This is a genomic window from Pseudomonas sp. NBRC 111140, from assembly GCF_001320885.1.
Taxonomy (GTDB): Bacteria; Pseudomonadota; Gammaproteobacteria; order Pseudomonadales; family Pseudomonadaceae; genus Aquipseudomonas; species Aquipseudomonas putida_P.
On the sequence record NZ_BCBQ01000007.1, the window covers coordinates 44,454 to 64,138 of the forward strand.

Annotated in this window: 18 protein-coding genes and 2 riboswitches; of the genes, 14 read left to right on the top strand and 4 right to left on the bottom strand. The window is 63.9% G+C overall.

The features are described 5' to 3' along the window. Positions 1 to 15 precede the first annotated feature (15 nt). The 3 genes from APH42_RS04020 to APH42_RS04030 are packed head-to-tail and all read left to right on the top strand — an operon-like array spanning position 16 to position 2,453. The gene (locus APH42_RS04020; protein ID WP_060492788.1) at positions 16 to 939 is read left to right on the top strand and encodes a LysR family transcriptional regulator; all 924 of its coding nucleotides are present in this window, start codon (positions 16 to 18) and stop codon (positions 937 to 939) included. A 48-nt stretch (positions 940 to 987) separates the two neighbouring features. Continuing rightward, entirely contained in the window at positions 988 to 1,818 is an 831-nt protein-coding gene (locus tag APH42_RS04025) for an AraC family transcriptional regulator (protein WP_082421375.1), read from the top strand. 50 nt (positions 1,819 to 1,868) lie between these two features. Beyond that, complete coding sequence (locus APH42_RS04030; RefSeq protein WP_012271726.1) at positions 1,869 to 2,453, top strand: LysE family translocator; 585 nt, start codon at positions 1,869 to 1,871, stop codon at positions 2,451 to 2,453. A gap of 50 nt (positions 2,454 to 2,503) precedes the next feature. Here APH42_RS04030 and APH42_RS04035 read toward each other — a convergent pair whose 3' ends face one another. Then, the gene (locus tag APH42_RS04035) at positions 2,504 to 3,703 is read right to left on the bottom strand and encodes a sugar transporter (RefSeq protein WP_060492790.1); all 1,200 of its coding nucleotides are present in this window, start codon (positions 3,701 to 3,703) and stop codon (positions 2,504 to 2,506) included. A gap of 204 nt (positions 3,704 to 3,907) precedes the next feature. Between APH42_RS04035 and APH42_RS04040 the strand changes: the two genes are divergently transcribed. Beyond that, positions 3,908 to 5,224, top strand: a complete 1,317-nt coding sequence (locus APH42_RS04040) for a hypothetical protein (RefSeq protein WP_060492791.1) — start codon at positions 3,908 to 3,910, stop codon at positions 5,222 to 5,224. A gap of 79 nt (positions 5,225 to 5,303) precedes the next feature. Here the strand turns inward: APH42_RS04040 and calA are convergent, their stop codons facing one another. Beyond that, positions 5,304 to 6,356 carry a vanillin reductase gene (calA, locus tag APH42_RS04045; protein WP_060492792.1) on the bottom strand — a complete coding sequence of 351 codons (1,053 nt, stop codon included), beginning with the start codon at positions 6,354 to 6,356 and terminating at the stop codon, positions 5,304 to 5,306. Positions 6,357 to 6,537: 181 nt separating this feature from the next. Between calA and APH42_RS04050 the strand changes: the two genes are divergently transcribed. After that, positions 6,538 to 7,443 carry an AraC family transcriptional regulator gene (locus APH42_RS04050; RefSeq protein ID WP_012271722.1) on the top strand — a complete coding sequence of 302 codons (906 nt, stop codon included), beginning with the start codon at positions 6,538 to 6,540 and terminating at the stop codon, positions 7,441 to 7,443. 48 nt (positions 7,444 to 7,491) lie between these two features. Here APH42_RS04050 and APH42_RS04055 read toward each other — a convergent pair whose 3' ends face one another. Further along, positions 7,492 to 8,088: a TetR/AcrR family transcriptional regulator gene (locus APH42_RS04055; protein ID WP_012271721.1), complete on the bottom strand. Its 597-nt coding sequence runs from the start codon at positions 8,086 to 8,088 to the stop codon at positions 7,492 to 7,494. Between the two features lie 92 nt (positions 8,089 to 8,180). Between APH42_RS04055 and APH42_RS04060 the strand changes: the two genes are divergently transcribed. The 4 genes from APH42_RS04060 to APH42_RS04075 all read left to right on the top strand — a co-directional run bounded on the left by APH42_RS04060 (position 8,181) and on the right by APH42_RS04075 (position 12,866). Next, positions 8,181 to 8,777, top strand: coding sequence for an NAD(P)H-dependent oxidoreductase (locus tag APH42_RS04060; protein WP_060492793.1), 597 nt, complete (start codon positions 8,181 to 8,183; stop codon positions 8,775 to 8,777). 88 nt (positions 8,778 to 8,865) lie between these two features. Beyond that, complete coding sequence (locus APH42_RS04065; protein WP_012271719.1) at positions 8,866 to 9,372, top strand: sigma-70 family RNA polymerase sigma factor; 507 nt, start codon at positions 8,866 to 8,868, stop codon at positions 9,370 to 9,372. Continuing rightward, the gene (locus APH42_RS04070; protein WP_060492794.1) at positions 9,369 to 10,343 is read left to right on the top strand and encodes a FecR family protein; all 975 of its coding nucleotides are present in this window, start codon (positions 9,369 to 9,371) and stop codon (positions 10,341 to 10,343) included. The genes APH42_RS04065 and APH42_RS04070 overlap by 4 nt, the downstream gene beginning before the upstream one ends. 93 nt (positions 10,344 to 10,436) lie before the next feature. After that, entirely contained in the window at positions 10,437 to 12,866 is a 2,430-nt protein-coding gene (locus tag APH42_RS04075; protein ID WP_060492795.1) for a TonB-dependent receptor, read from the top strand. A gap of 7 nt (positions 12,867 to 12,873) precedes the next feature. Here the strand turns inward: APH42_RS04075 and thpR are convergent, their stop codons facing one another. Further along, positions 12,874 to 13,419: an RNA 2',3'-cyclic phosphodiesterase gene (gene thpR, locus APH42_RS04080; RefSeq protein ID WP_060492796.1), complete on the bottom strand. Its 546-nt coding sequence runs from the start codon at positions 13,417 to 13,419 to the stop codon at positions 12,874 to 12,876. 158 nt (positions 13,420 to 13,577) lie between these two features. Between thpR and lpxO the strand changes: the two genes are divergently transcribed. From lpxO to APH42_RS04105, 5 genes are all read left to right on the top strand, one after another. Continuing rightward, positions 13,578 to 14,477, top strand: a complete 900-nt coding sequence (lpxO, locus tag APH42_RS04085; RefSeq protein WP_012271715.1) for a lipid A hydroxylase LpxO — start codon at positions 13,578 to 13,580, stop codon at positions 14,475 to 14,477. A 133-nt stretch (positions 14,478 to 14,610) separates the two neighbouring features. Then, positions 14,611 to 14,955, top strand: a complete 345-nt coding sequence (locus tag APH42_RS04090) for a carboxymuconolactone decarboxylase family protein (RefSeq protein ID WP_012271714.1) — start codon at positions 14,611 to 14,613, stop codon at positions 14,953 to 14,955. Positions 14,956 to 15,033: 78 nt separating this feature from the next. Then, positions 15,034 to 15,603: a GNAT family N-acetyltransferase gene (locus APH42_RS04095; RefSeq protein ID WP_012271713.1), complete on the top strand. Its 570-nt coding sequence runs from the start codon at positions 15,034 to 15,036 to the stop codon at positions 15,601 to 15,603. Between the two features lie 64 nt (positions 15,604 to 15,667). Beyond that, positions 15,668 to 15,876: riboswitch (cobalamin riboswitch) on the top strand. 108 nt (positions 15,877 to 15,984) lie between these two features. Then, positions 15,985 to 18,111, top strand: coding sequence for a TonB-dependent siderophore receptor (locus APH42_RS04100; RefSeq protein ID WP_060492808.1), 2,127 nt, complete (start codon positions 15,985 to 15,987; stop codon positions 18,109 to 18,111). Positions 18,112 to 18,252: 141 nt separating this feature from the next. Further along, positions 18,253 to 19,419, top strand: coding sequence for a DUF1624 domain-containing protein (locus APH42_RS04105; protein ID WP_060492797.1), 1,167 nt, complete (start codon positions 18,253 to 18,255; stop codon positions 19,417 to 19,419). Positions 19,420 to 19,447: 28 nt separating this feature from the next. Beyond that, positions 19,448 to 19,647: riboswitch (cobalamin riboswitch) on the top strand. The last annotated feature ends 38 nt before the right edge of the window (positions 19,648 to 19,685 follow it).

A 19,685-nucleotide genomic window follows, 5' to 3' on the forward strand; every position in this document is an offset into this window, starting at 1 on the left:
ATCCCTGGAATGAAAATGCTGCGCATCACTGATCTCGAATTGTTCGCCCGCAGCAGTGTGCTGGGCAGCTTCACTGCAGCGGCCCATGAAGCAGGCCTGCTACCGGGCCAGGTGGCTGCCGCGATCAAGCGCCTGGAGCGCGACCTGGATGTACGCCTGTTCGCCCGCACCACCCGCAGCCTGCGCCTGACCGCCGAGGGCGAGCGCTACCTGCCAACCGCGCTGAATGTGCTGGAGAGCCTGCGCCAGGGCCATGAGGACCTGCATGGCAACCCCAATACCCTGCGCGGCACACTGCAGGTATCGGCGCCTTCCGACCTGGGCCGCAACATGCTGCTGCCTTGGCTCAGTGCCTTCCGCCGCGAGCACCCGGCATTGCAGCTTCGCTTCTTCCTGTCTGACCAGATTGCCGACCTTAACCGCGACCCGGTGGATGTGGCCATCCGCTATGGCCTCAACCAGGATGCCAACTACATCGCCCTGCCATTGGCCGACTGGAATCGCAGAGTGCTGGTCGCCTCGCCCGCCTACCTGGCCCGCCACGGCCGCCCGCTCACCCCCGACGCGCTGCAGCAGCACGCCTGCCTGTTGTACATGCAACACAACCGGGTGTACGACAAATGGCGGTTGGGCAACCGCACCGTGCAGGTGCGTGGGCCGCTGGTCAGCGACGATGCCGATGTCATCCGACGCCTGGCCATTCAAGGCGAAGGCATCGTCTATAAGTCGTGGCTGGATGTCAGCGCCAACATCGCGGCCGGTGAACTGGAAATCGTGCTGCCCGAAATGCTCGGCGAGCCCACCCCGGTCACCTTGGTCTGCCCGCATCGCAAGCAGCTCACACCTGCGGTTTCGCAACTGCACCTGTGGCTGCGCGAGCGCTTCGAGGCCCTGCGCAACCGTGCCCTGACCAACGGCTGCACAATCGTTCCAGACTGAGCCGGGGCGTTGCGCTAAGGTAGCCATTTACCCCGACGGCACATGTTCATGAGCAACTGGATCGACCTCAAGCAAGACGCCGACACCGGCATCGAGTCGGTCCGTGCGCATTTCGTCGGGCATGCCTACGACCCGCACTGGCACGACAGCTTCCTGGTCGGCGTCACCGAACAGGGTGTGCAGCAGTTCAACTGCCGCCGGGTGCGCCACCGCAGCACGCCGGGGCAGGTATTTCTGCTCGAGCCTGGCGACATCCACGATGGGCTGGCGCCTACCGATGAAGGCTTCACCTATTCAACGCTGTACCTGGAGCCCGCTTGGCTCGACCAACAGCTGCGGGCGCTGTTCGAGCACGCACCGGACGACAGCCTGCCCAGTTTTGCCGATACCCTGTGCCATGACGAACGCCTGGCCCAGGCCACCGCCCTCGCCTTCCAGGCCGTGCACACGCAGGACTTGCGCATCGTCCGGCAAACGGCCATGGACGACCTGCTGGCCTGCCTGACCCGCCACCTGCACTGGCGCCGGCGCATCAACCCCGACCCGCGCCTGCCGCTGACGGCACAGCGCGCACGGGACTACCTGCACGCCAACCTGGAGCGTGACATCGGCCTGGAAGACTTGGCCCACGCCTGCGGCATCGACCGCTTTCGCCTGACCCGTGCGTTCAAGGCCGCATTCGGCATTGCACCGCATGCCTACCTGATCCAGCTGCGCCTGGCACGGGCGCGGCGCCTGCTCGCCCAAGGCCAGACCCCTGCCGAAGTGGCCGTGGCGTTGGGCTTTGCCGACCAGAGCCACTTGGGCCGCTGGTTCCGCCGCGCCTATCGGCTAACCCCCGCCGACTACCGCAGGCGCTGCTCAAACCTTCCAGACTGAATGCCGGCGGGCGGCGAGCATGGTGCTTCGATTTCACGGAGCCTTGAACCATGTCGCAGTCGTTGCTGCCCTTCTTCCTCTTTGCCCTGGTGTCCAGCATCAGCCCGGGGCCGACCAACTTGTTGATCCTGGCTCATGGCGCGCGCGTGGGCCTGCGCGCAAGCCTAGCGCCGATCGTGGCAGCCTGCGGTGCGGCGGCCGCGATCGTGCTGCTGGTTGGTCTGGGGCTGGGCGAGCTGTTGCTGCGTCACCCATTGGCCCAACAGCTGATGAGCTGGGCCGGAGTGCTGTGGCTGAGCTGGCTGGCGTGGAAGATGCTGCGCAGTGCCGCCGCCCCGCTGCAGACGGCCACAGCACAAGGCTTCAGTGCGCTCAGCGCTGCCTCGTTGCAGGTGGTGAACCCCAAGGTTTGGTTGATGGCCGTGGCGGTGGTCGGGGTCTTTGCCGCACCGTCGTTGCCGGTGTGGCTGCTGGCGCTGGTGTTTTTGCTGATCGCCCTGCCGTGCATGGCGGCGTGGGCGATGCTGGGGGTGGGTAGCGCCCGGTGGTTGCAGGCGCCACGGCGGCTACAGGTGTTCAACCAGGTGTTGGCGGGGGCGCTATTGATCTCTGCATGGGCTGCCGTCCTGGCTTGAACCCTCTCCCACAGGCCTGGGCGGGACATGTGGGAGCGCTGGCCTGGGGGTCAGCGTGTCAGCGCCTCACGGAAGCGCCGAGTGCTGGCAACGGCCAGCACCAGCCCGACCACCGCCACGCTACCGCCCACCAGGCCAATATTCGCCACGTCCATCTGGCTGCTGACAATACTGCCCAGCAGCGCACCACCACCAATGCCGATGTTGTAGATACCCGAGAACAGCGCCATGGCCACATCGGTGGCATCCGACGCCAGCTTCAGCGTCTTGGACTGCAGCGACAGGCTGAAGCTGAGGATCGCCACACCCCAGAACATGCTCAGCACCGCGAACGCGTAGAAGTTGCCCGAGAGCGGCAGCAACAGCAACAGGCACGCGGCGAGCAAGCCGATCGAGCCTACCAGGAAGCCATGGGGGAAACGGTCGCTGTAGCGGCTGAACAGCAACGAGCCGAATACCCCCGCACCGCCGAACAGCAACAACACCAGCGTGGTGCGCTCACCGCCAATCTGCGCCACGTGCAGTGCAAACGGTTCAATGTAGCTGTAGGCAGTGAACTGCGCGGTAATCACCAGCGTCACCAGCAGGTAGGTGATCACCAGCGCCGGGCGCTTGAACAGGATCGGCAGGCTGCGCAACGAGCCGGAGTTCTGGCTGGGCAGCAGCGGCAGCGATTTCATCAGGCACAGCATGGTGGCCAGCGCCACCCCGGCGATGCTCAGGAACGTGATGCGCCAGCCCAACGCCTCGCCTACCACGCGGCCCAGCGGAATACCCAGGACCATGGCCAGGGTAGTACCGGTGGCCAACAGGCCCAGCGCCTTGGCCTGCTGCCCTGGTGGCGCCACACGCACCGCCAGCGAAGCGGTGATGGCCCAGAACACCGCATGCGCCAGGGCAATGCCGATACGGCTGACCAGCAGCATGGCAAAGCTTTGCGACAACCAAGACAGCAAATGGCTGACGATGAACACCAGGAACACGAACAGCAGCAGACGCCGCCGTTCGATGTTGCGGGTCAGCAGCATCATCGGCAGCGAGGCCAGCGCCACCACCCAGGCGTAGATGGTCAGCATCAGGCCCACCTGGGCGGTGCTCATGTCGAAGCTGCGGCCAATGTCGCTGAGCAACGCCACCGGAACGAACTCGGTGGTGTTGAAGATGAAGGCCGCCAAGGCCAGGGCGATCACGCTAAGCCAGCTGCCGCTGCCCGTTGCGGGCGGTATGTGGGTAGGTGTGGGTCCGTTCATGGGTGGAAAGTGCTTCTCCGCAGACAGGCAACAGGTCGCACGCCAGCCACCCGCTTGCCGGGGTGCCAACGTGCGCGTTGTTATTGACAGGAATGCCCGGCATGGTACGCGTCAAGCCGGGGCCTCACAACCGCGAGGCAGGTAGAAGGAGTACCATGCGCGCTTTGTGTGAAACGCGTGTGCGACAAGGAGCCCGATCCGCTCATGGACAAGCAGCACCCCCAGCAGCAATGGCAGCAGGCGGTTACCGCCTACGCCCAGGCCGTCAACGACTACGTCGCGCAAGGCCGTGCGCAAGGCTGGGACAACCTCGAAGAACCGCAGGCGCCAGCCACCAGGCACCTGCTCGACGCCTGGTTGGCAGCCCTGCAGGCAGCCAACTGTCCAGGTGTCGACGAACAGCAGCGCCGGGCCTTCCGTGAGGCCTGGCCCCCCGCGCACCATCCCCTGGTACCGTTGCTCGAAGACCACGCCCAAGGCATCAGCAATGTTTTGCTGCTGGAGGATGGCAGCCTGCTGGCACGCATCGGCATGCCGTACGACAAAGGCCAGGTGGTGCGTATCGACCACCATGGGGTAACCCCGGTCATCGGTATCGAACACTTTGGCCGCTGCCCGGCCCGGCGCTACTTCGCCCTGGCCAATGCCGAGGGCATACGTGTGACCGATGGCTGGGGTGGCCCGCAGGTGCGCCGTCTGGCCTGGCCAACCGGGCTGGAGGGGTTGCCGCCGGGCTACCCGTTCGAGCCGTTCGACCTGTCGCCCACACCCACCGCGCTTATCCCCTTCCCGGACGGCCAACGCGTGCTGCTGGTGAGTGCCGAAGGTATCTTCGTGCTGGCCGGTCAAGGTGCAACGCGCCTGCTGCCGCAGCAGACGCGCGTGCTCGATGAGCTGGCCGAAGGTACCGAGCCAGACGACATCAACCTGGGGCTGAGCATGGAGCATGGCGCGGTGTCGGCAGATGGCCGCTTGATCGTGGTGGGTGAGCAAGGCAGCCGGCACCGGGTCCTCGACGATCAGCTCAGGCCGCTGGCACACATCGGCCCAGGCAGCGAATACCCGCACTTTGCTTTGTTCAACCGCACCGGTGACCAGTTGATCGTCAATGCCTGCCATTTCTACAGCGGCGCCACACTGGCGGTCAGGGTGGCGGACTTGCCCGGCCTGGATACCGACTACTACAGCCAGGACCCACGCACCCCGCTGGTGCAGGATGGCGCACGGGTGTACGCCGGGGTGGCGCGCGATGGCGAGTACATCGTGGGTGATGCCTACGGGTACCTGCGGGCATTTGGCGAAGATGGCGAGGAGCATTGGCAGCACTACCTGGGGTCGACCATCAGTGCGATGGACATCAGTGCCGACGGGCGAACACTGGTGGCGGCAAGCCATGCGGGGGTTGTGTCGGTAATTGCGCTGGAGAGCGGGCGGCCCGAGTGGCAGATCGGTACCGGAGCACACGGCGAAGTGCGGCGGTGGTTGTTCTGGAAGGGTTGGGACAAGGCGATGGTCTGGTAAAAGACCGATCATTCATGTTGCCTGTACTGGCCTCCTCGCGGGTGCCCCCGCGAATAGGCCAGTACAGGCAACCGATCGATCAGCCCTGCAACGTGGCCATGTCGATCACGAACCGGTACTTCACGTCACCGGCGATCATCCGCTCATACGCCTGGTTGATATTGCGGATATCCAGCATCTCGATATCGCAACGGATACCGTGCTCAGCGCATAAGTCCAGCACTTCCTGGGTCTCGGCGATGCCACCGATCAACGACCCCGCCAGTACTCGGCGCTTCATCACCAGGTTGGCTGCATGCACCGCCGGGTCGATCGGTTCGATCAGCCCGACCAGGATGTGCACGCCATCGAACTTCAGGGTTTCCAGGTACGGGTTGAGGTCGTGCTGCACCGGAATGGTATCGAGCAGGAAATCGAAGCGGCCAGCAGCGGCGCGCATCTGCTCGACATCGGTGGACACGATCACATGGTCGGCACCCTGGCGGCGGGCTTCCTCGGCCTTGGCCTGGGAGCGAGTGAACAAGGTCACTTGCGCACCCAGGGCCTTGGCAAGCTTGATACCCATGTGGCCCAGGCCGCCCATGCCGAGGATGCCGACCTTGTGGCCCGGGCCGACGCCGTGATGTTTGAGTGGCGAGTAAGTGGTAATGCCGGCGCACAGAATAGGTGCAGCGCTGGGCAGGTCCATGCCGGCCGGGATGCGTACCACGAAATGCTCGCTGACCACGATGCTGCTGGAGTAACCGCCCATGGTGTTGCTGCCATCGACCCGGTCCGGGGTGGCGTAGGTCATGGTCGGGCCTTCCAGGCAATATTGCTCCAGGTCCTTGGCGCAGGCTTCACAGGTGCGGCACGAATCGACCATGCAGCCGACGCCGACCAGGTCACCGACCTTGTGCGCAGTGACGTTGTCGCCCACCGCTGTAACCCGGCCGATGATCTCGTGGCCAGGCATCAGCGGGTACACGGCAATGCCCCATTCGTTGCGCGCCTGATGGATGTCGGAGTGGCACACACCGCAGTACAGGATCTCGATGGCGACGTCGTCCGGGCGCGGGCTGCGGCGCTCGAAGGTCATGGGGGCCAGGGGGCTGGTGGGGGTTTGGGCGGCGTAGCCGATGGCGGTGTACATGCAGGACCTCGCATTTAAGTGAAACGATTCAGGCGGCGCATTCTGCGCGTCGCCTGCCGCCTCGCCCACGGCTGATTCTCCGGCATGCATGCCTGATCCTCCGAAGATGCCACCCAGCATCTAGCGCCACGCCACCAGTCTGCGATGATTAAGCTGTCTGATTCTCTGCCCTTGGTTCACCATGCAACTGACCCGCCACGTCGACGCCAATGCGCCGCTCTGCGCGCTCATCCGCACCCTCGCCACACGCCCGGGCTTCGTACCTACACGCCTGCCCCAGGTGCAGGTGCTGAGCTGGGACCACTATGTCGCCAGCAGCCCACAGATCTACGAACCCAGCCTGATGATCCTGGCCCAGGGCAGCAAGCTGGCGCGGCTGGGGCCACGCACTCTGGAGTACGGCGCCGGGCATTACCTGGTGCAGGCGTTGTCGGTGCCGTTCATGTGCGAAACCTTCGCCACCCCTGACGCGCCATTGCTGGGCGTGGCGGTGGACATCGACCGTGGCGTGCTGGGTGAACTGGTGCAGAGCATGGACATGGTGCCGGACGCTGCAGTACAGGCCCAAACACCGCAATCGATGACCTCGGCAGCACTGGATGCGCCAATGCGCGACAGTGTGGAACGGCTGCTGCATTGCCTGCAGGACCCGCTGGACGCCAAGGTGCTGGGCCCGGGGCGCGTACGCGAGGTGCTGTATACCGCGCTGCGCGGCCCACAGGCCGGTGTGTTGCGAGCACTGGTGGAGCAACAGGGGCACTTCGCCCGCATCGGCGCAGCCCTCACCCACCTGCGCGAGCACTACGCCGAGCCGCTGAGCGTGGAGGCACTGGCCACGCGGGCCAACATGAGTGTTTCTACCTTCCATGAACACTTCAAGCGCTGCACCGACATGGCGCCGATGCAGTACTTGAAGCGTTTACGCCTGCTGAAAGCGCAGCAGATGCTGATTGGCGAAGGCCTGGGGGTGGCGCAGGCCGCGCACCGGGTGGGCTATCAGAGCACGTCGCAGTTCAGCCGCGAGTACAAGCGCCAGTTCGAGCGCAGCCCAGGGGATGAACTGCCATACCAGAGCTTGCCAGTTTGACGGGATGGGCCTCGTGGCCGCTTTGCGCCCCCCCACGAACTCAGGCCTTCACTGCCGCTCTACCATAGCGATAATTGCGGCCTTGAGCTCGGCCTTGGCCTGCCCGGCCTCCAACTCCCCTGCTGCAGCCGCCTGGGACAGCGCATCCGCCGCCCCCACCAGCAGGCGCATGCCGGCAACCCCCACATTGCCGCTGGGCGAAAACCCGGCCAACGCTTCGCGGCACTTGTCCAGAAACGGCTGCTCATACGCCCGTTTCAGCGCTTCCATTTCCGGCGACCCGGCCAGCGCTGCCGACACACCCGGTATTTCCCGGCCCTGGCTCATCACGCAGTCCACGTAGGCCTCGGCAATCACCTGGGCTCGGCTGACCAGGCTGTCTTCGCAGTTGGCCAGGGCCTGCGCCAGCATCTGCGACTGACGCGCATCGTATTCCTGGTACAGCGCCACCAGCAGCCCGGTGCGGGTATCGAAATGGTCATAGACCACCGGCTTGGTTACCCCAGCCTGTTCGGCCAGGCGCCCCAGGCTCAGGGCATCCGTCCCCTCCACACCCACCAGTTGCCAGGCCACATCCAGCAACTGCCTGCGGCGTTCGTCGCGGTTCAGCCGTTTGCGCACCGGGGTGCGATCGTCGCTTGACATTGCTTACCTACCAAAAGTAACTTACTAAACGTAACTTACCTCGAGTATATAGCGCTCAGGGTCATTCCGCATCCCGTCTTGGAGAACCCACCATGCACGCCTTGATCGTCGTCGGTCATCACGACCCGCAATCCCTCACTCACGCCCTTGCCCGCCAAGTCGCCGAAGGCCTTGCCAGTGCTGGGCACACTGGCGAAATCGCCGACCTGGCCAGTGAAGGTTTCGACCCACGCTTTGGCCTGGCCGATCACGCGGTGCACCGCCGCCAGGCAGCGCCACCGGCTGACGTACTGAAGGAGCAGGCGCGCATCGACCGCGCCGATGCCCTGGTACTGGTTTTCCCCATCTATTGGTGGTCGTTGCCGGCTTTGCTCAAAGGCTGGGTAGAGCGGGTATTCAGCAATGGTTGGGCGTTCGACTATGAAGGGGGCGTTACCGTCAAGAAGCTGCGCGGCATGAAGGTGCACCTGGTCGGTGTTGCCGGCGCCGACAGCGGCACCTTCGATCGGCATGGCTATGCCGAGGCCATGCGCGTGCAGATCGAGCATGGCATCTTCGACTACTGCGGCGCCGAAGTACGGGGTTCGACCTTGCTGGACGACAGCGAAGGCCCCAGCCAGGTTCACCATCTGCAACACGCCAACGCACTGGGCCAAAAGCTATTTGTCGAATCCCAGGCCGCTGCCTGATCTCTACGTGCGTGCCTTGCCATTGCAGGAAATCAGACGACCCAGCTACTATTGAGAACGATTTTCACTCACGACCGGATACCAGGCGTTGGACAGCACATCGACCCGTAAACTGGGCTTTTTCTTCAGCGACCACCATCGCTGGTTGCTCCAGCATATCCACAAACGCCTGCGTAACCACGCCGACGCCGAAGATACCGCGGCCGAAACGTTCTGCCAGATGCTCGGCGCGCGTGTCGATCCAGACAGCATTCAGCAGCCTCGCGCCTACCTCACCATCATTGCTCGCCGGCTGATCTTCGACCGCCACCGTCGTCGCCAGCTCGAGCACGCCTATCTGGAACATCTGGCGCGGCTGCCGGAGGCCGTAGCGCCATCGGCCGAGGAGCAACTGCTGCTGATCGAGGCCCTGGTGACCATCGATCAGGCACTGGACGGCTTGCCAGCGGTCGTCAAAGCCACCTTCCTCTATAGCCAGCTCGACGGCATGCACTACGCCGACATCGCCGCAAAGCTGCAGATCAGCGAGCGCTCGGTCAGCCGCTACATGAAACAGGCGCTTCGCCAATGCTACCTGTGCGAGGTGCAGGCATGAGCAGGCCAGCCCTCGACCGGGTCAGCGAGCAGGCCATCGACTGGATGGTCGAGCTCAGGGCCGCTACGCCTGATGCAGCGCTGCTGCAACGGGTCAGGCTCTGGCTGCAGCAGGACCCCGCTCATCAACAGGCCTGGAACCGCCTGGAACAACGCCTTGGCCACCCGCTCGCCGCATTGCACGCCCTCGATCAACGGGCCCCTGGCCAAGCCGCAGAGGCGCGCCGATTGCTGATGCAGCCGACTCGCTCACGGCGTGACGTACTGGGCGCTATGGCAAGCCTGGGGCTGTTGGGCACGGCGCTGTGGGGTGGATGGCGCAGTGACACTGCCCAAGGCTGGCTGGCCGACTTGCACACCGGCCGTGGCGAGCGACGCAGCTTCACTTTGGCGGACGGCAGTCGCCTGAGCCTGAACAGCGCCAGTGCGGTCGACGTGCAGTTCGATGCCGGGCAGCGTCTTGTGGTGCTGCGTCACGGTGAGTTGCTGATCCAGGTTGCACGCGACCCGCTGCGTCCCCTGCGCGTGCGCACCGCGCAAGGGCAAGTGCAGGCGTTGGGAACGCGCTTTCTGGTCAGCCAGGAGGAAGATGCCACCCGGGTGGTGGTACTGCAGCACAGTGTCCGCGCCAGTTTGGCCGATGGCCAATGGGCCGAGCTGCAGCAAGGGCAGGCCGCGCTGCTGCGCAGTAACACCCTCGAACGGCTGACGGGCGAACAACAGCAACGCGCTGCATGGCTGGAGGGCCGCCTGGAAGTCCTCGACCAGCCCCTGCATGAGGTGGTCGACGCGCTGCGCCCCTACCAGCGTGGCTACATTCGGCTCGCCCCCGCGGCACGCGGTCTGCGGGTACAAGGCGTATTTCCTCTGGACCAGCCACAACAGGCGTTGAAGGCGTTGGCCGAAGCGCTGCCAATCAGCGTGGAACGCTATGGCCCGTGGCTGATGCTGATCGACCTGAAAACCCCTTGATAAAAATATTTATCAAAATCATTCGCAATGGTGGCAAGTTTTTTTTGTTCGTCCCACATACCTCCTGACAGCCACTTCATTCGGGAGTAATCCGTGTACAACCCCTTGCCCCGCGCCCTGCCTCTGGTCGCCGCCTTGGCCAGCTTCAACGTGCTAGCCCAGGCGCAAACCCAGATGTTCGACCTGCCGCCCGCCAGCCTGGCTCAAACGCTCAACCGCATCGCCAGCCAAAGCGGCCACATCATCGCGCTGGAGCCTGCACTGGTGCGCGGCAAGCAAGCACCTGCCGTGGTCGGCCAGATGAGTGCCGAACAGGCCATGCAAGCTGCTCTGGCCGGCAGCGGCCTGCAGCTGCGGGTTTCCAGCGAGGGGCATTTCAGTGTCGCCCCCGCCAGCCTGGGCGGCGACGTCATGGAGCTGGGCAGCACCAGCATCACCGACAACTACGTGGATGCAACCAGCGAAGGCACAGGTTCCTACGCCGCCCGTGCGGTGACCCTCGGCAAAGGCACGCACACTCTCAAGGAGATCCCCCAGTCGGTCACCGTCATCACGCGCAAGCAACTGGATGACCAGGGCATCACCGATTTGCAGGACGCGCTCAACCACACCACGGGCATTGTCGGCGCGCAGGGCATTGGCCCTGGCGTGGTGGTGACCTCGCGTGGTTTCCAGATCGATGACTGGCAGTACGACGGTGTGCCGATTCCGCGAAACAACTATTCGCTGGGCAACTGGGCAACCCAGGACCTGGTGTTCTTCGACCGAGTGGAGATCCTGCGCGGTGCTTCAGGCCTGCTGCAGGGCACAGGTAGCCCCGGCGGCGCGATCAACCTGGTGCGCAAGCGCGGCCAGGCAACCCCGACCGTTACCCTCACCGGCAAAGCTGGCTCCTGGGACCATTACGGCCTGCAGCTTGACGCCGGCGGCCCGTTGACCGCCGATGGCCGTGTACGCGGACGGCTCGTGGCCGACGAAGACCAAAGCGACAGCTTCATCGACTACCAGTGGAGCAAATCGCATTCGTTGTACGGCGCGCTGGACATCGACCTGAATGACGCCACTACCGTGGGTGCTGGCATCAGCTATAACCGCCAGCAGTCGCGACCGATGCTGCGGGGTATCCCCCGCTACGCCACGGGCAAGCCGGTCGACGTACCGCGCTCGACCTACACCGGCGCTCGCTGGAGCCGTGCCGAGACCGACGTCACCACCTATTACCTGGACCTGGAGCACCGTTTCAACGAGGACTGGGCTTTCAAGGCCGCTGCAGTGCGCATGGACGAGACCAACACGTCGACCCACCAGCGCACCCAGACCGTCGGTGAAGGCCTTGAGCCTGACGGCAGTGGCGTCGAGTATGCAGACTGGATCACCGACTTCCATTCCACCAAGCTGGGCCTGGACATGAACGTGGTCGGCCACTTCGACACAGGCCCCGTAGCACATGAAGTGACCTTTGGCGGCAACTACTCCAAGCTCACCAGCGATGATGGTTACTGGCGCACCTTTGGTGGCAATGACAGCATCTTCGACATCGACCATGACCGCCCCGAGCCTAGCCGTGACAGCCTGCTTGCCGCGCCCTTCGGGCGCCACGAAAGCAGTGGCTATGATATTCGCCAGAAAGGACTGTACGGTGCCTGGCGCGTCAAACCGACCGACAGGTTGACGCTGATTCTCGGGTCACGCGTCAGCTGGTTCGACTACAGCTACGCAAGCACCACGTACCGCGGGCTGAACCCGGGCCAGGTCAACCCCACCAGCCGCATGACCGAAACGGGTGAGGTCACCCCGTATGCAGGTTTTGTCTACGACCTGACCCGCGAATGGGCCTGGTACGCAAGCTACACAGACGTCTTCGTACCGCAAACCGAACGCGCCGTTGGCAATACACCGCTCAAACCGGTGATTGGCAGCAACTACGAAACGGGCCTCAAGGGCGAACTGCTTGACGGCCGGGTCAACGCTTCGATCGCGCTGTTCCGCTACGATCAGGAAAACCGCGCGGTCACCGATACAACCTCGGGGTTCGCCTGCGATGACTGGTACTGTTCAACAGCGTCGGGCAAGGTACGCAGCCAGGGTGTCGAAGCCGAGATCAGCGGTGAAGTGCTGAGTGGCCTGCAATTGTTCGCAGGCTACACCTACAACACCACCAAATTCCTTGAAGACCCTGTCGACAAAGGCCGCACATTCAGCCAGTGGACACCCAAACACATGCTGCGCGCCTGGGCCGATTACACGCTGCCACTGGACGGCCAGCGCTGGAGTACAGGCCTTGGCTTCACCACCCAAAGCCATACCCTGGGTTACGAGCGCACCTACACCGTGCCGGGCTATACGGTGTGGAGCGCGCGCCTGACCTATCAGCTGACCCCGGAAGTGAACGTTGCCGTCAACGCCAACAACCTGTTCGACAAGAAGTACTGGGTCGCAGGCTTCAACCAGCTCAATGGCAGCAACAACTTTGGCGAGCCGCGTAACTTCCTGTTGACGGTCAAGTACACCCCAGAGCTCTAACCCCAGGTCATTGCGCCAGCGGCCACTGCGCCAATGGCCAGTAGGCGCCCTTGCGCGACTCGTAAAGCGTGAAGTGTCGCGCGGTGAGGTAGAACTCCGGCGCGCTGCTGGCCTCGGGTGGCTGGCCGTGGTAGTCCCTGGACAGCGTCAGGTGCGGCCGATACTCACGGTTGGCCGCCTCCACCCCCAACGGCAGCAGCGCCTGCTGCAAGCCGTACACCAGGTGCAACAGGGCCGGCGGTGTCTGCTGTGCCTCCAGCACCAGCGCTCCGGCCCGCTGCCACACCTGCAAACGGTCGAGCAACAGCCGCGGCGCCGTGGCCGGCAGCGCCAGTTGATCGACCGCCGCGCAGATCGCTGGCAGCTGGGCGGCGTCCACATCACCGAGGAACAGCAGCGTGACGTGGAAATTGGCTGCCGGCACCGGTTTGCCGCTGCGCAGGCTCAGGTCCCGGCGCCATTGGGCCAGAGCACTGCGCTGGGCATCGTTGACCGGCAAGGCGAAGAACAGCCGTTTGAACGGGCTACCGCTGGGGCGTATATCCTGAACCATACAAACTCCCTGACATGAAACGTTTGCGCAAGACTGTAGGGCATTACACCAATGTCGCCCCACCGTTTCGTAACAATAAGTACAAACTGCCCCCATGATTGTTTATGCTGGCGAGCTTATGCCATGGCGCATGGCCATTTTTCGACAAGTAAACGTCCATGAAAATTGCACTCGTACTTATCTTCGTCCTCTCGATCGCCTATGTTCACCTGCGCGGTCGGGTTCGCCACAAGCTGACGCGTCAGCTGGGCGACCACTCCAGCTTCCTGGCCCCGGTCAACAGCTTTCTGTACCTGTTTTCCAAGCACCCGGCCAAGCCTTACCTGCCGGTTGAGGCTTTTCCCGAACTGAAACCGCTGCAGGACCACTGGCAGGAGATCCGCGAGGAAGGCCGCCAGCTGCTGCACGTAGGCGAAATCAAGAAGTCCGACAATTACGATGACGTCGGTTTCAACTCGTTCTTCAAAACCGGCTGGAAGCGCTTCTACCTGAAGTGGTACGGCGAGAGCCACCCGTCGGCGATGGCGCTGTGCCCACGCACCACCGAGCTGTTGCAAGGTATCGGCACAGTCAAGGCTGCCATGTTCGCCACCCTGCCGCCGGGTGCCAAGCTGGTGCGCCACCGTGACCCGTATGCGGGCTCGTACCGCTATCATCTTGGCCTGGACACGCCGAACGACGACGGCTGCTACATCGACGTGGACGGCGAGAAGTACTCGTGGCGCGATGGCGAGGGGGTGATCTTCGACGAAACCTACATCCACTACGCGGCCAACACCACCGAGCATAACCGCATCATCCTGTTCTGCGACGTCGAACGCCCGCTCAAGTACCGCTGGGCAACCGCGTTCAACCGCTGGTTCAGCCGAAATGTCATGGCCGCCGCCGCTGCGCCCAACGATGCCAGCGACAAGACCGGGGGCATCAACCGCCTGTTCACCCGCATCTACAAGATCCGCGAGCGTGGCAAGGCGCTGAAGAAGCGCAACCGCATGCGTTACTACCTGGAGAAATGGGCAGTGGTCGCAGCGTTGGTGCTGGTGTTCATCTACATCTGAACCGTGTAGGCGCGGGCTTGGTGCAAGCCCGCTGCCAAAGGCCCACTGCATGACCACCAAAGTACAAGCCTCGCACTTGCCACTCTTCGACTAGCCTGAAAGCTCCACTCGCAACCCCCCCAAGGTGAAGACGATGAGCATGATGGACTGGGACGCCTACCGTAAGCAGTTGATGGCCGGCATCGGCGATCTCAAGCAACTCTCACCCGACACCGTGGCCGGTTATGTGACCGCCAGCGGTGCTGGGGCCAAGACCAACCACCTGGACGCCAAGACCCGCGAGCTGATCTCCCTGGCCGTGGCCGTGACCACCCGCTGCGACGGCTGCATCGCCGTGCATTCGCAACAGGCGGTCAAGCATGGCGCCAGCCGCGAGGAAATTGCCGAAGCGCTTGGCGTAGCGGTGGCGATGAATGCTGGGGCCGCACTGGTCTACTCAGCGCGTGCCATGGACGCGGTGGGCAAGGCCAACGGTTGAGCACAAACGGCGTCGCCGCCCTTGCGCGACGGCGCCGCGCCACCCAGACTGGGCGGCTTAGCCCGCGCAGGAACCCGCATGATCCACATTCGCCCCATGACGCCCGAAGACTTCGACCGTTTCTGGCCTACCTTCCAAGCCATTGTCCAGGCCCGTGAAACCTACGCCTTCGAGCCAGCCCTGAGCGTCGAACAGGCTCGCCAGCTGTGGCTGGAGCTGCCCTTGCATACGTTGCTGGCTGAAGAAGATGGCGAGCTGCTGGGTTCCTACTACCTCAAGGCCAATGCTGCCGGGCCTGGCGCACATGTGGGCAATTGCGGCTACATGGTCTGCGAACAGGCGCGCGGCCGGGGCGTGGCGCGCCTGATGTGCGAACACTCGCAGAAGCTGGCGCGCCAGGAAGGTTTTCTGGCCCTGCAGTTCAACTCGGTGGTGGCCAGCAATGAAGTGGCCGTGGCGCTTTGGCACAAGCTGGGCTTCGAGACCGTTGGCCGCTTGCCCAAGGCCTATCGCCATGCCCGCCTGGGGCTGGTGGACTGCCTGGTGATGTACAAATGGCTGGCGGATGAGCCGGTGGTAGAGAAGCCCCCGCTGTTGATCGGGCGCAAGAACATCGAGGCACGGGTTTCGCGGCGCCGCGGACGCTAGCCTTTGCAGGCCTAACCCACCTCCATTGCCCAAGCAAATTTGACGCCCCCGCGTTTCAATGGTCAGATGCGCGCCAGTTTCAGGTGTCCTGCGCCGCCGCGCGCAGGGTGAAACGGGAAGCCGGTGCGTCGTGTTGCCCACGACAAGTCCGGCGCTGCCCCCGCAACGGTAAGCGAGCGAACCCTTCGAGATACCACTGTGCTCCGGCATGGGAAGGTGAAGGTTTCATGCCCCTCGCAAGCCCGGAGACCGGCCTGGAGCTTCACTTGGCAACCCGCGGTGGGCGGGCGCAGGCCGGAATCCGTGCGCGCGCCTGCCTGCATGGTTCGCCTTTGCGTGTTTTCCACCGGGATGCATTCATTCCTGCAGCAGTGGAACGACATGTCCCGTATGTTCAAGCTTCACCCCCTGGCGGCCTGCCTGGCCGTCGCCCTGCCGGCCTTGGCCGATGACCGTGCCCCGCCGCCTCTGGCCTTGCCTTCCACGGCCATCACCGACACCCTCGACAGCCACGCCATCGACCTGGCCACGCCTACCCAGGCCGGCTCGCGCCTTGGCCTGAGTGCCCTGGAAACACCCGCCAGTACCAGCAGCATCAGTGCCGAGCAGATTCAGCAGCGCAACAACCTCACCGTGCAGGATGCGGTGACCCGCTCGCCGGGCATCACCTTCGTCGGCTCCCCAGGCGACGGCGGCACCGGCCTGTCCGCCCGCGGCTTTGCCGGGCACAGTTCGGTGATGACCCTGTTCGACGGCGCGCGCCTTTACACCGGCGCCGGCACGCAAACGTTCCCTGTCGACCCGTGGATGGTCGAACGTATCGATGTGATTCGCGGCCCGGCTTCGGTACTGCATGGCGAAGGCGCCACCGGCGCGGTCGTCAACGTGATCCCGAAAAAACCGTTTGCCGGCGAAGTGCGCAACCACCTGCGTCTGGGCTACGGCTCATGGGACCGTCAGCAGCTCGGCCTGGACAGCGGCGGCAGCCTCAGCGAGCGCCTGAGCTATCGCCTTACGCTGAACCAGCAAGATGGCAATGGTTGGGTCGACCGCACCCATTCGCGCAGCCTGGCCGTTAGCGCAGCGCTGCGTTTCGATGCCAGTGACGACCTCAGCTTCACCCTCGCCCACGACCGTGGCGAGGCGCAGCCCGCCAACTACTACGGCACGCCGCTGATCGACGGCCACTATCGCAGTAGCCTGCGCAACAAGAACTACAACGTACAGAATGACGTGCAGCGTTATGACGACGAGTGGACCCGGCTGACCACCGATTGGACGCTGAACGACCACCTCAGCGCCAGCAACCAGCTGTACTACATCAAGAGCCGCCGCCACTGGCGCAACGCCGAAGACTACAGCTGGGACGCCGGGCGTCAGCAGTTGCTGCGCGGCAGCTACCTGGAGATCAAGCACAACCAGGAACAGTTCGGCGACCGCCAGACCTTCACCTTCGACCACACCCTGTTCGGCCTGGCCAGCAAGACCGTGGTCGGGGCCGAGTACAACAAGGTGCGCTTCAACGTCGACAGCAATTCACCCTACAACGATGTCGGCGGCGACTACATCGACCCATGGCAACCGCAGCCCGGCGGGTTCCACAGTGCCTCGCCGCTGCGACCGCAAACCTTGTCCACCACCCATACCTTTGCCCTGTTCGCCGAGAACCGCCTGCAGCTCAGCGACCGGCTGTCGCTGGTAACCGGCGTGCGCCGCGACCAGAACCACATCGACCGCGACAACCTGACCAACGACAGCCGCAGTGACCGCAGCCTGCAAGGTGGCAACTGGCGCGCTGGGCTGGTGTTCGCGGTCACTGACGACCTGTCACTGTATGGCCAGTACTCCACCAGCGAGGAAGGGGTCAACAACCTCATCAGCCTCAGCCCCACCCAGATGCACTATGACTTGACCGAAGCGAAGCAGACTGAGGTAGGCCTGAAGCAGCGCTTCTGGGAAGGCCGTGGCGAATGGACACTGGCCGCCTACCACATCGTCAAGAAGAAGCTGCTGGTAGACGACCCGATCACCCACGAGAAGCAACAGGCTGGCCAGCAGACCTCCGATGGCCTCGAAGCGACCTTGGAACTGGCGCTGGCGCACCAATGGCAGGTGTCTGCCAACGCATCGCTGGTGCGCGCAAGGTATGACGACTTCGACGAGATGGTCGGCGGCGTGGCGCAGGACCGTGCCGGCAACCGGCCGGCAAACGTGCCACGGCGTACCGCCAACCTGTGGTTGAGCAAAGGTTTCGGCCAACAGGTGGAAGCCGGCATTGGCGCGCGCTATGTGGATGAGCGTTATGCCGACACCGCCAATACCCAAAGCGCCCCCGGCTACACCGTGGTCGATGCCAACATCGCCTGGCAGGTGTTGCCTGATGTACGGCTGGGGTTGCAGTTGAACAACCTGTTCGATCGCGAGTATGTGCAGTCGGCGTTCAGCGGGCAGCAGTGGTTGATGGGGATGCCGCGCTCGTATTTTGCGACGGTGGATTACACCTTCTGACCTGAGTTGCCTGAACCGGCCTCTTCGCGGGCGCGCCCGCGAAGAGGCCTGCACAGGCAACACAAAAACCTCTACCAGCCTCCAATAAATTAGTTATAAGATAACGTTTCACATGACATTCATTCCTATCAGCGACCCTCCATGACAAGCGCCAGCGCCACGCCCACCTTGATCACCCAGCGCCTGCAGAGCATCGATGCCCTGCGCGGCCTGGTGATCCTGTTCATGCTCCTGGACCATGTCCGCGAGACCTTTTTCCTGCACCGCCAGGTCAGCGACCCCATGGCCATCGACAGCACCGAGCCTGCGCTGTTCGTCAGCCGCACACTGGCCCACCTCTGCGCACCGGTGTTCGTCCTGCTGACCGGCCTGTCGGCCTGGCTGTACGGCGAGAAGCATCAGGGCCGTAGCGATGTCTCGGCATTCCTGTTCAAGCGCGGGCTGTTCCTGGTGGTGCTGGAGTTCACCCTGGTCAACTTCGCCTGGACCTTCCAGTTGCCGCCCAGCGTGATCTATCTGCAAGTGATCTGGGCCATCGGCGTCAGCATGATCGCCTTGTCCCTGCTGGTGTGGCTGCCACGCGCCGCACTGCTCACCCTGGGCGCCATCATCGTCGCCGGCCACAACCTGCTCGACGGCCTGCACTTTGGCGTGGAGTCAGCCCTGCACGTGCCCTGGGCAATCCTGCACGACCGCGGCTGGCTTGAATGGTCGGAAAACCTGCGCCTGCGCACGTCGTATCCGGTGCTGCCGTGGATCGGCGTCATTGCCCTGGGTTATGGCCTGGGCCCCTGGTTCGCGCGCGGCAGCGAGGCCGGACAACGCCAGCAACGCCTGCTGACGGCCGGGTTGCTCGCACTCCTGGGCTTTGTCCTGCTGCGCATGTTCAACGGCTATGGTGAGGCGCCGTGGAGCGGTTACCCCACCTTCACGCAAACGTTGATGAGCTTCTTCAACATCACCAAATACCCACCGTCGCTACTGTTCCTGGCCCTGACCCTGGGCTGCGGCCTTGTGTTGCTGCGCGCCTTCGAGCGGGCCGGCCAGGCGCGCTGGATCAGTGCCCTGGCGGTGTTCGGTGCGGCCCCGATGTTCTTCTACCTGCTGCACCTGTATGTGCTGAAGCTGCTGTACCTGGCCAGCGTGGCGCTGTTAGGCCTCAACCAGGGCGACTACTTCGGCTTCGAGAGCATTGCAGCGGTGTGGCTGAGCGCGGTGCTGTTGGCGGCTTCGCTGTACCTGCCAGTACGCGGGTTCGCCCAACTGAAGCAGCGGCGCCGCGACATCGCCTGGCTGAAGTACTTCTGAAAAGCGTTTTCACCCGGCGGCGCGATGGTCTACCATGCGGGCCGCCGGTTTCCACCACGGAACTAATAGGGAATCCCAGGCCCGCCAATACGGGCCAAACGGAACTGCCCCCGCAACTGTAGGTGCCGAGCCTGCTCCATCGATGCCACTGGGCCAGACCGCCCGGGAAGGCCGGAGCCGGGCCATGACGCACCAGTCAGGAGACCTGCCGGCCTACATTCACCAACCGGCGGGGTGTCCGGGATTGGCCATCAGTGTTGCCCCTG